At 51.5% G+C, this 12,174-nt stretch carries 11 protein-coding genes; 3 read left to right on the top strand and 8 right to left on the bottom strand.

Annotated elements, in window-relative coordinates; translation table 11 throughout:
* Window positions 1–3 precede the first annotated feature (3 nt).
* The 3 genes from QN378_RS20340 to QN378_RS20330 are packed head-to-tail and all read right to left on the bottom strand — an operon-like array spanning window position 4 to window position 3,482.
* A complete protein-coding gene (locus tag QN378_RS20340) occupies window positions 4–1,518 on the bottom strand; it encodes a lipopolysaccharide biosynthesis protein (RefSeq protein ID WP_322202103.1) in 1,515 nt (504 codons plus the stop codon).
* 5 nt (window positions 1,519–1,523) lie between these two features.
* Window positions 1,524–2,645: a DegT/DnrJ/EryC1/StrS family aminotransferase gene (locus QN378_RS20335; protein ID WP_322202105.1), complete on the bottom strand. Its 1,122-nt coding sequence runs from the start codon at window positions 2,643–2,645 to the stop codon at window positions 1,524–1,526.
* A 51-nt stretch (window positions 2,646–2,696) separates the two neighbouring features.
* On the bottom strand, window positions 2,697–3,482 hold the full coding sequence (locus tag QN378_RS20330; RefSeq protein WP_322202107.1) for a hypothetical protein: 786 nt from the start codon (window positions 3,480–3,482) through the stop codon (window positions 2,697–2,699).
* A gap of 1,108 nt (window positions 3,483–4,590) precedes the next feature.
* Here QN378_RS20330 and QN378_RS20325 point away from each other — a divergent pair.
* Entirely contained in the window at window positions 4,591–6,399 is a 1,809-nt protein-coding gene (locus tag QN378_RS20325) for an aminopeptidase P family protein (protein WP_322202109.1), read from the top strand.
* A gap of 35 nt (window positions 6,400–6,434) precedes the next feature.
* On the opposite strand, the gene QN378_RS20320 is transcribed toward QN378_RS20325, so the two are convergent.
* Complete coding sequence (locus tag QN378_RS20320) at window positions 6,435–7,316, bottom strand: LysR family transcriptional regulator (RefSeq protein WP_322202111.1); 882 nt, start codon at window positions 7,314–7,316, stop codon at window positions 6,435–6,437.
* Window positions 7,317–7,439: 123 nt separating this feature from the next.
* Here QN378_RS20320 and QN378_RS20315 point away from each other — a divergent pair, with 123 nt between their 5' ends.
* The gene (locus QN378_RS20315; RefSeq protein ID WP_323548851.1) at window positions 7,440–8,438 is read left to right on the top strand and encodes a zinc-dependent alcohol dehydrogenase family protein; all 999 of its coding nucleotides are present in this window, start codon (window positions 7,440–7,442) and stop codon (window positions 8,436–8,438) included.
* Here the strand turns inward: QN378_RS20315 and QN378_RS20310 are convergent.
* Both QN378_RS20310 and QN378_RS20305 read right to left on the bottom strand, forming a co-directional pair.
* A complete protein-coding gene (locus QN378_RS20310; protein ID WP_322202115.1) occupies window positions 8,435–9,028 on the bottom strand; it encodes a 2-hydroxychromene-2-carboxylate isomerase in 594 nt (197 codons plus the stop codon). The two genes, QN378_RS20315 and QN378_RS20310, sit on opposite strands and share 4 nt — an antisense overlap.
* 36 nt (window positions 9,029–9,064) lie before the next feature.
* Complete coding sequence (locus tag QN378_RS20305; protein ID WP_323548850.1) at window positions 9,065–9,805, bottom strand: SDR family oxidoreductase; 741 nt, start codon at window positions 9,803–9,805, stop codon at window positions 9,065–9,067.
* A 91-nt stretch (window positions 9,806–9,896) separates the two neighbouring features.
* Between QN378_RS20305 and QN378_RS20300 the strand changes: the two genes are divergently transcribed.
* The gene (locus QN378_RS20300) at window positions 9,897–10,469 is read left to right on the top strand and encodes a TetR/AcrR family transcriptional regulator (protein ID WP_322202119.1); all 573 of its coding nucleotides are present in this window, start codon (window positions 9,897–9,899) and stop codon (window positions 10,467–10,469) included.
* Between the two features lie 3 nt (window positions 10,470–10,472).
* Here QN378_RS20300 and QN378_RS20295 read toward each other — a convergent pair whose 3' ends face one another.
* Window positions 10,473–10,751, bottom strand: a complete 279-nt coding sequence (locus QN378_RS20295; RefSeq protein WP_322202121.1) for a hypothetical protein — start codon at window positions 10,749–10,751, stop codon at window positions 10,473–10,475.
* A 175-nt stretch (window positions 10,752–10,926) separates the two neighbouring features.
* A complete protein-coding gene (gene rhtA / locus QN378_RS20290) occupies window positions 10,927–11,814 on the bottom strand; it encodes a threonine/homoserine exporter RhtA (protein ID WP_322202123.1) in 888 nt (295 codons plus the stop codon).
* Window positions 11,815–12,174: the final 360 nt, after the last annotated feature.

Here is a 12,174-nt window from a genome sequence, read left to right as displayed (position 1 = left end):
GGCTTATGTACTCGGTTTACTTAGCAAGACATAAAGTTTTACGGCTAACGGTTTGTAACTCATGGTTACTAACATCAGGGTGATGAAGCCGCTGACAGCCAAGCCCAGTAACGTGGTGAAACGGTCTTCTCCAGCGATCATGCGCAACAGCGGTTCGCTGACCGCTATACCGATGGCGGTCATCAGGGTGATACGCACGATGTCATGCACCCAGAGACCGTGAACCCCAGGGGCAAAACGGTTGTGAACAATCGACGGCCACACGAAGAAAGAGACCAGGCGTAGACCGAACCATGCCAGTGCAGCACCGTATGCACCTTGATAGTGGATCGCCAGAACCATTGCTGGCACGGTGACAATTGCCGACACCACGCTGTACCAGACATGTAGGTGGAGCTTGGCGTAGGCATACTGTAAGTAGAACTGAAACGAACTAGCCGCCATGATCGCGCTGCCCAGTGCGTACCAGAGCAATATGGAACGGCTCCAATGTGCGGCGACTGGATCACCTGTCCACGCAAAAATTAACGATTCAGCATGAAACCCAATCACCGCAGCCAATGGAAACAGCAGGGTGCAAACAAAGCGGCTGGCGCCTAAAAACAACGTGTGCATGTCGCCTTCACGACCTTCTGCCACCAGTACCGTTAAGCGCGGTAACAATGTCTGCGCCAGCGGGTTGGCCAGCATCAGGATGCCGGTTGTAATAAGCGCTACCAGCGAGAAATATCCATATTCTTTGAGCAACAACATCTCGGACAGCAGCACCTTGTCCATTTGCGTCAATACGATCCACAACACGGTGGTCAACGACATACTCGCGGCGAAAGGAATAATCGGTTTGACCAGTGACCAATTAAAGCCACTGAAAAAATGAGGGGCGGGTATCTGCTGATATGCACGAGCGCCGAAGATCAATGCTTCTATCAGGCCTACCATGATTTGAAATTCGAAGAAGTCCCGCGGATCTTGAGACAGGGTGCTCACCAGCACCAAGCCGCCAAAATACCGCAGAGTGGCAATAATGACGTTGGCGATGTTTAACCAAGCATGTTGTTCCAAGCCCTGAATGCCGCTTTTATAAAGCGTCGCATACAAGCGCAGCGCAATAATCACGCCCATCATGCTGATGCAGCTGATAAGAGTTTCTAGGTCCAACGTCTGCGCGTTTAACCACTTTGCGGCGATCCAAGGGCTGGCAGCGTAAATAGCGGAGGTGCAGATCACTGCCATAGGCAAAAACATGATTTCGAATGAGCGCAATAAGTGACCTGCACTATGCTCTTGATTCGCCAGCCCTTGCTGGTGGGCAACCGCACGTACCAAGCTGGGCGATAAGCCTGCATCGAGCAATTGCAGCCACGCTTGCATGACCGAGAAAAACCCGATTAGGCCATAGGCTTCAGCCCCAAGATGGCCGAGGTAAAAAGGCATGATCAGAATACCCACCAATAACGCATACGCCTGTCCGACGTAACTTAATGTGGTGTTTCTGATGACGGAAAGTGTTCTTGGCATGGCGTTTAAATAACCTGGGCGAGAGCGGGATCGTCATAGCTGACCCGACTCTGACTGCATTCTGTAATCACGGTGTCGATCACCTTGTCTTGGTCTTCCACGGCCAATCCTGGGTAGATTGGTAAACAAAGAACGCGTTGAGCCAAAGACCGTGAATTGCTCTGGGCGGCCTGCGGTTGCAGATAGTCGAGGGTATCCAGAGAGGGGTAGAAGTAACGCCGAGGATTGATGCCTTTGTCGTTAAGGGCCCCGCGCACCCGAAGCAATTGTTGCTCTCCCGTCAGTGCGACGGGGAAGTAACTATGGTTAAGCTCGCTGTCGGGTTCAGGACGTTGCAAGTCTAGGTAATCGCCCAGGTGTGACTGATAGCGGTGGGCAATTTCAGCACGCCTTTCGAGAATTTTTTCCATGTCATCTAGAATGCACAGACCCATTGCAGCGGAGAATTCATTCATCTTGGCGTTGATGCCGATCCCTTCTATCGTATCGACGCCAGCAATACCGAAATTGCATAGTAAATAAACCTGACGGGCCAGGTCGTCATCATTAGTGATGATTGCTCCGCCTTCAATGGTATGAAACAGCTTGGTTGCGTGAAAACTCAAAGTGCTGATATCGCCCCAGTTAAGTACTGACTTCCCTGCATGGCGTACTGCGAAAGCGTGCGCACCGTCATATACGACTTTGAGTTTATGTTTGAGCGCGATCTGTTCGATGCGCTCGACCGCGCAAGGATTACCAAACACGTGAGTGCCAACGATGGCCGTTGTATCGGAATCGATCCGGCTTTCGATATGTTCCGGAGAGATATTCCACGTGAATTCGTCTATATCGGCAAAGATCGGCCGGATGCCTTCCCATTGCAATGAGCTGCTGGTAGCGACGAAGCTGAAAGGGGTGGTCACCGCGCTTCCGCTTAACCCTAGCGCACGATAAGCGACTTGCAGCGCTAATGTCCCGTTATTAGTCAGTAGCACATGCTTTACACCCAAGTAATCCTTAAGCCGTTGCTCAAGCTCAGTCACTAACGGTCCATGATTAGTCAACCAGCCACGCGCGTAGATCCCGTCCACGTACGTTTTGAATTTGTTGATATCGCCCAAATAGGCCTTAGTCACATTAATCATCGAAGCCTCCATGTCTGACGTTGAACGCTGATTTCCCACATAAAAGCCCTGTTAGCCGGGCGTTGACTGAGTGGGTGGGCTTCCGGTTTTTTTGCTAATCAAGCGCGCACGGCGTTGATTGAATTTAAGAATCAATTGGGTTGCTAGACTTCCAGTGTGCGGATCACCGAAATGAAAGATGGCGGTAGCGCGTTTCAAGTTTGGACTGACAGGACGATTGGCATGCAGTGAACGATAACCCCAGAAAAAATAGATATTGCCGGGCTCAAGTTGCAGCGTTTTAGCTTTGAACCAGCCGCGATCAAGCGCCATGCAAATTAGCCTTCGACTGAACCGGTTTTGCACTAAGGCTTTTTCAATTACGTTAAACAGTACCCATGAACGCACCGTGCGCACGTTAGGGAATAGCATCAAATCCCCGCGTTCCGGACCGTGCTCAGGGATGAAAATGGGGACCAGTGCGGTTACCAGGCTTGCATCGAAATGGAAACTGTTTGATTCGCGTCGCCCCTGGTTTCCCTGAACGCAGCGCAATACCGGAAAAATTTGATCGCTAGGCGCCTGACCGCCCGAAGCCTGCCGGTATAAGCGGGCCAAAAGGGATTTGAATCCTGGATCGGCCCAGAGGGTAAACAATAGGCTTCCGGCTAACGACTTCTCTCCATGGTAGGCAAAATATTCGCCAGGATGGAGGCCCGCATGAAATTCAGTAAAGGTGCGCAACTGCGCAAGCTCGTCTTCGCCCACCGCACCGCTTAACGTGGCAAAGCCGTTACTGTTGATTTCATTGGCCAGCTGTTTTACTTGCTGTTCATCAATGTCAAAAGATAAAGGCATCTCATTGGGCTCTCTTGGAAGTGATGAAGCACGGTGTCATTCGGTGCAGGGCGTATTATAAAAAGTAACCCTTCGCAAAACGGTATCTATAATAGTTATGCAGTTGCTGCGTCTTCCCCCACGCTACCGCCCGAATCTGCTGACCCATTCGTTCATAAGAATGTTAATAGACGTTGTTTTACGTGCTCCTCCACCGATTCGAAAGGTGGCGAATTACTTACGATCAGGCAAAGCTACCGCACGACCGAGCATGCTCAGTAAAAATGAAGGTTCAGACAATCAATGTGACCCCACAGGTGCTGGAAAATCACACCTTCCCGCTAGTTAAAATCATGTGGGCAGAACTACAAGTCATGTTGATCAGACGTGGCGTACGCATTGCTCTTCGGCCGCTGCACTAGCGATAAATCGTCTGACAGGCATATATATCAATGGCGCGATCCTTCCTGTCAAATTATTTCGTCAACTAACTGTTAAATTTTTGATAAACGGCCTATTAGCCATCGTAACTTGTTGATTTTATTGAGCGTCAAAAAAACATTATGCGCACTGTCTTAGTGCGGCGGCGGTTTTTAGACGCCCCAAGTAAGTAGGTTTAGCAAAAAGTTCAATATTAAGTTTGGTATTTTTACAGCACGCTAAGTAAGCGAGTGTAGTTGGGTTTTATTAACGAAGTTAATGTGCAAATGAGTGTGTTGACGGGGTTGAGGTATTTGAACGAGTGTTTTTTGGAGGCGAACGTTAAGACGCATTGACTCGGGTTTTGCCTTGTAGGCATTAACGAAATGTGTTGATGGGTCTAACAACTGTTTATATGCAATTTAGTGATGCAAACCAATAAATTAATAATATTTAGATCTATACGATTTCGGCATCATTGCATTATCTAGCTTCAATTTTTCGCAGAGCTTTTGGTGTCTAATCTCTGCTCCTCAAAGAAAATATCCCAGAAAAATACCCCTCTGTATTTCAACCAGGCAGATGATCGGCTTCTCCCATTAACCCCGGCCATGGGCACAGGTCTGTCTTGCGGACAGTTGCTCGGGCGCAAATGCTGCTCCATTATCAAGGGCGGAACACGTCACTAATCGGTGTAGCGGGAGAATCAATGAGTACGCAGCTAAAAACCAATGGTGTAGTCGCAGAACGGTTGGCGCAGGTTCGCGCGTTGATGAGCCGGGAGCGCATTGACGCTTATCTGGTGCCGTCCGCAGACCCACACCTTTCTGAGTACTTGCCGGGGTATTGGCAGGGGCGGCAATGGCTTTCAGGTTTTCAGGGTTCGGTCGGTACCTTGATCGTGACCCAGTATTTCGCCGGTTTGTGGGTTGACAGTCGTTATTGGGAGCAAGCACATAAAGAGCTTGCAGGCACGGGCGTCGAGCTTATGAAATTGCTACCGGGCCAACCTACAGCGTTGGATTGGCTAGCTGAAAACGCCAGCGATCAAAGCATTGTTGCAGTGGACGGTGCGGTATTGGCTGTGGCCTCAGCCCGCACATTGGCGGCCAAGCTTTATGAACGCGGTGCGAGCCTACGCACCGACTTTGATTTACTCAGCGAGGTATGGCTGGATCGGCCAAGCTTGCCTACAAACGTTATTTATCAACACCTGCCACCCCACGCCAGTATCAGCCGAGCTGAAAAGCTTGCGAAAGTCCGTCAGGTGCTGCAAGAGCGTGGGGCAGATTGGCATTTTATTGCGACGCTGGATGATATCGCCTGGCTATTTAACTTGCGCGGAGCAGATGTTTCTTACAACCCGGTATTTGTTTCCTTCGCCTTGATCGGCCCGCTGCACATTAGTTTGTTTGTTGACTCCGCCAAAATGGATGCTGAACTTCGCCAGACGTTGGAAGGCGAAGGTATTACGCTGGTCGAATACACCAAAGTCGCTTCGGCGCTGCGTAACGTTCCGCTCGAGGCTAGGTTGTTGATTGACCCCGCTCGCGTTACCTGTGGCCTGCTTGATCACCTCAGCGCCGAGGTGACATTGATCGAAGGGCTGAATCCGACGACCTTGTTCAAGTCGCAAAAAAGTGAAACCGATGCACAGCATATTCGCCAGGCGATGGAGCAGGACGGTGCCGCGCTTTGTGAGTTTTTTGCTTGGCTTGAGTCAACTCTTGGCCATGAACCTGTCAGCGAATTATCCATCGATATTCATTTAGGTCAGGCGCGAGCACGTCGTCCCGGATACGTTTCGGCGAGCTTCGCCACCATTGCTGGTTTCAACGGCAATGGTGCAATGCCGCATTACCGCGCGACTGAGCAAGAGCATGCGCAAATCGAAGGTAATGGCCTATTGTTAATCGACTCGGGTGGCCAATATTTAGGCGGTACAACTGACATCACCCGCATGGTGCCCATTGGAATACCAAGCGCTGAGCAGAAACAAGATTGCACCCGCGTTCTCAAGGGGGTAATTGCGCTGTCTCGCGCTCATTTCCCTAGGGGTATCGCTTCACCACTGCTGGACTCTATCGCGCGCGCTCCAATCTGGGCCGAAGGGGTTAACTATGGCCACGGCACCGGTCATGGCGTCGGATATTTTCTCAACGTTCACGAGGGGCCGCAGGTCATTGCGTATCAGGTACCGGCCGCTGCGCACACAGCGATGCAGCCGGGAATGATTACTTCGATTGAACCAGGGACCTATCGTCCAGGCCGTTGGGGCGTGCGAATCGAAAACTTAGTATTAAATTGCGAGGCAGGAACAACTGAGTTTGGTGAGTTCCTCAAATTCGAGACCTTGACTCTGTGTCCGATTGACACACGCTGCCTTGAAGCATCGTTATTGACTAAAGAGGAGCGCGATTGGCTCAATAACTACCACGTGCAGGTGAAGGAGCGTTTGAGTCCTTTATTAAAAGGGCCTGGACTTGAGTGGTTGCGCACTCGAACTGCCGCGATTTGATGCCGTCATCATGTCGCTGGTTTAACCATGCAGTGTCAAGTTAGGACTTGGGCCATGTAATCGACTAACGCCCGAACGCGCGCTGATTGCCGACGGTTTGCAGGCGACAAGGCATAGATCGGCAAGGGTTCAGGCGTGTAGTCCTGCAAAATTACCACCACTCGGCCTGCGAGCAAGTCATCGCGAAACAGCCAGGTCGGCGACAGCGATATCCCTAATCCAGCCAGGACCATTTCCCTGATGGCTTCTGAGCTATTGCTCTGCGCATTGCCTTTAATTCGAACCGAATGCGACTGCTGGCCTTTTTTGTAGCGCCACTGATTTTGCGTTACGAGCAAGTTGAACAGTAGGCAATTGTGCTGACTCAATGCCTGGGGGGTTTGCGGCGTGCCATTGCGGGCGAGGTAATCGGGGGTTGCGACGGTAATCCGGTGCGTTGTACCCACTTGCCTAGCGATTAGGCCGCTGTCACTGAGGTCGCCCATTCGAAATGTTACGTCCAGTCCTTCAGCCACCAGATCTTGGTTTTGATCACTAAGTTGCAGATCTATTTGTAATTCAGGATATCGCTGCAGAAAATCCCCCAAACGTGATGCGATCTGCGTACGCCCAAAGCTGACAGACGATCCCACTCTAAGCAAGCCGGCAACTGTTTCGCGTCCGGTTTGAAAACTGTGCTCGGCAGCATCTATTGCGGCGAGGATCCGGCTGCAATGCTCATAATAACGTTGACCCTCATCGGTAAGAGATAATTGCCGCGTACTTCGGGCGATCAATTTACCGCCCAAGGCGACTTCCAAGGCACGGATCAATTTACTGATAGTCGGTTGTGTAGTCTGTAGCTCTTTGGCGACAGCCGTAAAGCTTCTGCGCTCAACTACACGAACAAAGACTGACATTGCGTTGAGCTTGTCCATTTTTCAGATTCATGCGGTTTTGGAATGATAACTATAGCTTTGTTGCGTCTTATCGGCATGAATCGATAGCGGCAAAATGGCGCTCCACAGCCATACTGGCCCCGCTCGATTGAGACTGTTCTTATGACCCCTCCACTGACTATGCAGGCTTTACTTGTAGATTTTTCCGATGCGCCCCTGCGATTGACCCAGTTGCCTATGCCCATTCCTGAAGCCGGTCAGGTATTGGTTCGGATCAAAGCGAGCGGGGTCAATCCACTAGACACCAAAATCAGAACGGGCAAAGCGGCGCACGCCCGGCAGCCATTGCCAGCAGTGCTGGGGATGGACCTTGCGGGGGTCGTCCACGCGCTAGGTCCTGGGGTTGACCGCTTTAAAGTGGGAGATGAGGTGTACGGCATGGCCAGTGGAGTTGGTGGCGTGCAGGGGTCGTTGGCTCAATTTGCAGCGGTAGATACCGAGCTGTTGGCGCTCAAGCCGAGCAACTTGAGTATGCGCGAGGCTGCCGCGTTACCTTTGGTGTTCATTACCGCATGGGAAGGGCTGATTGATCGCGCGGACTTACAAGCCAATCAGACTGTTCTCATCCAGGGAGGGGCGGGAGGAGTGGGGCATATTGCGGTCCAGATCGCCCGTGCAGTGGGTGCCAAGGTCTACGCTACAGGCTCGGCGGTGCAACAGGGGTTAATCAGCGCTTTGGGTGCAACGGCAATCGACTATCGCGATCAATCTGTTGACGAGTACGTCATGGCTCACACGGCGGGTGCCGGATTTGATGTGGTGTACGACACCGTCGGCGGGGCGACGCTGGATGCGTCGTTCGTCGCTGCTAGAATTTATGGCGGCCACGTAGTCAGTTGTCTTGGTTGGGGCACACATAGTTTGGCCGCGCTGTCTTTCCGGGCTGCAACTTACTCTGGCGTGTTTACTTTGCTGCCATTGTTGACGGGCAAAGGGCGCCGCCATCATGGCGATATTCTGCGGGAGGCGACTCGATTAATCGAGGCCGGACAAGTAAAGCCTCTGCTAGATGATAGGCGTTTCACCCTACAAACCGCACAGGCCGCCTATGATCTTATTGACGGTGGCACTGCACGGGGTCGCTTGGTGATCGACATTTAAGTCATGAGCGCTTCACGGACAAAATCCAACCGATCTTGACCAAAGAACAACTCATCTGCGACACAAATGCTCGGCGCGCCGAATACGCCGCGCTGCAGTGCAAGTTCTGTCGTGGTTTTGAGGCGTTCCTTGACCTCGGGATCGTTGACCCACCGCAGGATCAATTCCGGATCAAAGCTGTTCTCCGTTAAAACCCGGGCAACAACCTCCATGTCATTCAGATTGAGTCCGTCAATCCACAGGGCGGTGAACAGGCAGTCGATAAAAGTCTGAAAGCGCTCGGGCTGGTGCAATTGCATGCCCGCTGCTGCGCGCATCAGGTTGAGGGTGTTGATTGGGAAGTGCCGATTGAAATGCAGCGGTACGCCGTAGCGCTTGGCAAATCTGTCCATGTCTTTAAGCATGTACTGAGCTTTTGCAGGAACGGTAAGGGGCGACGCATTGCCGGTTGCTTTGAACACCCCGCCCAGCAGCATGGGCCTGTATACCAATTCGCTGCCGGTCTCTTCACAGATTTTTTTGAGTTGGGTGTAGGCCAAATAGCTGGTGGGACTGCCTACGTCGAAGAAAAAATCTACGGTTTTACTCATTGTTGATATCTCTTGTTGTTGTTTTTGTTTTGCGCGTCACCAGCGTTCGCTCCATGGCCGTAAATCCAGCTCGAAGGTCCAGGCGTCACGTGGCTGGCTGTGTAAGAACCAATAGTTATCGGCGATGTGCTCGGGATTTAGGATGCCATCCTCGTCTTTTAGCGCATAGCGATCTGGAAAATTAGTGCGTATGAAATCCGTGTCGATGGCGCCGTCCACTACTACATGGGCGACATGAACATTGAGTGGACCCAGCTCACGCGCCATGCTTTGCGCCAACGCACGGATACCGTGTTTTGCTCCGGCGAATGCTGCGAATCCTGCTGCGCCTCTCAATCCTGCTGTCGCTCCGGTGAAAAGGATGGTGCCTCTCTGGCGTTTCACCATGCGTTTTGCAACTTCGCGGCCATTCAGAAAACCGGAAAAACAGGCCATTTCCCAGATCTTGAAATACTTGCGCGCTGTTTCCTCAAGGATGCTGCAGGGCACGTTAGCGCCAATGTTAAAGACGAGTACTTCAATCGGACCAATTTCACTTTCAATCTGTTCAACTAACGCGAGGACGTCCTCCTCCTTACGAGCATCTGACGCAAAACCATAGGCTTGGCCGCCCTCGGCATTAATTGCGTTTACCAAAGGTTGTAGTCTATCCGCGCTGCGCCGAGTCACGCAGGCGATATAACCCTCGCGTGCAAATCGTTTGGCAATTGCGCCGCCGGTTGCATCTCCCGCGCCCACCACCAATATGACTTTTTTATTGTTTGAATCATCCGTCATGGTCTATCCTTTTTTGGTAAACGATCGTTTATCTAACGAACGTTATGCTACGATTTGGCTTGCGTCAAGTTGGTCATTTATTGGAGGTTATGTGCGTTATTCAGTCGTTCATAAAGAACAGATTCGAGAAAAATTGCTGCAAAGCAGCGGTGGACTGGCGAAAGAGCAAGGTTTTGCGGCAGTCGGCATCGATGGTTTTATGAGCGCTATAGGTTTGAGTGGCGGGGCGTTTTATGGTCATTTCTCGTCAAAAGACGAATTGTTCAGCGCTATTGTTGAAAGAGAACTGGGCAATAGCTTGCGGTTGTTGAGTACCGACGGCGAGCTAGACCGGCCGAAGCTGGAACGATGCCTGAAGCAATACCTGAACATGACTCATGTCGCTAATCCGCACAAAGGCTGCGTCTTGCCCGTATTGGGGGCAGAAATCGCGAGGGCTGATGTGGCTGTGCGTGAAAAGGCTGAGTACTGGCTTTCACGGTTGCAGCAAGCTTGGGCAGCTACTATGGGCTGTGAGCGCCTCGCCTGGGCAGCCTTGGCGCAGTGCATCGGGGCGTTGGTAGTAGCGAGAATGCTGTCCAGCCCCCCTCTTCAGCAGCAGGTCCTCGATGCCAGCTACAATTTGCTCGTCGGGCAAATCGACGCACATGAAGGTGGCGAATGACCGCTATTTGCAAATTACAATCATGCTGCGGCTAGTAAAACCTGCTGGATTGAGGCCAAACGGATAATCTCCCGGATCCTCCACCGCGTCGCCAGATTTGGCGATGACTCTGTAAGCATTGGCATCACAGGTGGTGGCCGCCATCTCGTAGCACTTTTCCCAAGAAGAGGTCAGGCCGGAACAATTGATATGTATTCCACGCTTACTGTGTCTGATGGGTTTACTTGTCGCTGCACAGCTGATGAGCGCCAGTGTTACGAGGATTATCAAAATGTATTTCATTACTATCCTTACCCTGGCGAACTGATTAACGCCAGTGCCCAGCTTGATTAGCCTGTCAACATGATACGGCTATGAAGTCCGAACCTGATGATTCCCTTAAATCTTCGGCTCGGGCCCAACATGGCTTAACCGGACTACAAATGCTAGCAACATCTATATCGATCCAGCACAGGCTTCAGTCTACCGGTAGGGGTGTAGGCGATTCAGAACGCATGGTCAGTGCCGCGCCTGCAGAGGCCACGATGATCGAGCCAATGGCTAGCCATTGGGTCAATGTCAGGTTCTCATGCAAAAAAATTAGGCCGGACAATGCGCCGAAGGCCGGTTCGATGCTCATCAAGGTGCTAAATGTACGGGCAGGCAAGCGCGTAAGTGCGACCATTTCCAGGCTGTAAGGCAGCGCCGTAGATAAGATCGCAACACCGATTGCAGTAGGAATAAGTGCTGGATTGAGTAAGGCAGAACCTGCGTACACGATTCCTACGGGGGCAATGAATATTGCTGCTATCAAAACCCCTAGCGCAGCTGTCTGAATACCGTTGTCTGCGCCCGCTTTCTGACCGAACAATATATACAAAGCCCAACAAGCCCCTGCGCCTAAAGCATAACCAATGCCCAGAAGTTCGATATTTCCGCTGCCTGCTCCCATTGGGATAAGGAGCAGCAAGCCGAGAATTGCTAAGGCGATCCAGACGAAGTCAATTGCTTTGCGTGATGAGATTAGCGCTACAGTTAGCGGGCCCGTAAATTCAAGAGCTACGGCAATGCCCAGTGGCACGGAACGCAGTGACATATAGAAGAGGAAGTTCATGCCGCCTAGGGCGACTCCGTAAACGAAAACGGTTCTTAGTGATTTGACGGTGAGCTGAGCGCGCCATGGCCGCAGGATTAATAGCAATATCAAACTGGCAAACGTCAGTCTTAATGTCGTGGTGCCTTGCGCACCTACCAGGGGAAAGAGGGACTTGGCCAAAGACGCTCCGGTTTGAATCGAAGCCATAGCGATAAGAAGCATGCTCACCGGGAATACTATAGAGGCGAGGTTGCGGGGTTGCTTGTTCATTGCGATTGATCATCCACGGTCATCTAGATGGGGGGCACCTGCGGCGGCACTATGATGCGTAATTGGCTTGATTTGAGCAATATATTGCTCAAATCAATGTTTCTTTATTATGCATGGACTGACTTCCACCTTATTTCATGCATTGGTTGTGTTTACCCTTGACATAACTTCTTCTGGGCCTATAATTCGCCCTCTTCCGGAGCAGACGAAACAAAAACTCCTTGGTAATCAATGAGTTAACCAGTTTTGTTAGCGAGGAAGAAGCTTCGGTCGCGGTGATCGGCAGCGGTGAGAATAGGCAGTTGACAGCGAGTTGAAACGCTGTAGAATTCGCCTCCCGCTGACGAGAGACGCGAAGTT

This window comes from Pseudomonas sp. 10S5, from assembly GCF_035019745.1.
Taxonomy (GTDB): domain Bacteria; phylum Pseudomonadota; class Gammaproteobacteria; order Pseudomonadales; family Pseudomonadaceae; genus Aquipseudomonas.
This window is presented reverse-complemented; position numbering and strand designations above follow the sequence as displayed.

Excerpts from the sequence above, each read along its gene's own strand:
- QN378_RS20340 (WP_322202103.1), bottom strand. The coding sequence starts at position 1,518 with ATGCCAAGAACACTTTCCGTCATCAGAAACACCACATTAAGTTACGTC.
- QN378_RS20335 (WP_322202105.1), bottom strand. The coding sequence starts at position 2,645 with ATGATTAATGTGACTAAGGCCTATTTGGGCGATATCAACAAATTCAAA.
- QN378_RS20330 (WP_322202107.1), bottom strand. The coding sequence starts at position 3,482 with ATGCCTTTATCTTTTGACATTGATGAACAGCAAGTAAAACAGCTGGCC.
- QN378_RS20325 (WP_322202109.1), top strand. The coding sequence starts at position 4,591 with ATGAGTACGCAGCTAAAAACCAATGGTGTAGTCGCAGAACGGTTGGCG.
- QN378_RS20320 (WP_322202111.1), bottom strand. The coding sequence starts at position 7,316 with ATGGACAAGCTCAACGCAATGTCAGTCTTTGTTCGTGTAGTTGAGCGC.
- QN378_RS20315 (WP_323548851.1), top strand. The coding sequence starts at position 7,440 with ATGACCCCTCCACTGACTATGCAGGCTTTACTTGTAGATTTTTCCGAT.
- QN378_RS20310 (WP_322202115.1), bottom strand. The coding sequence starts at position 9,028 with ATGAGTAAAACCGTAGATTTTTTCTTCGACGTAGGCAGTCCCACCAGC.
- QN378_RS20305 (WP_323548850.1), bottom strand. The coding sequence starts at position 9,805 with ATGACGGATGATTCAAACAATAAAAAAGTCATATTGGTGGTGGGCGCG.
- QN378_RS20295 (WP_322202121.1), bottom strand. The coding sequence starts at position 10,751 with ATGAAATACATTTTGATAATCCTCGTAACACTGGCGCTCATCAGCTGT.
- rhtA (WP_322202123.1), bottom strand. The coding sequence starts at position 11,814 with ATGAACAAGCAACCCCGCAACCTCGCCTCTATAGTATTCCCGGTGAGC.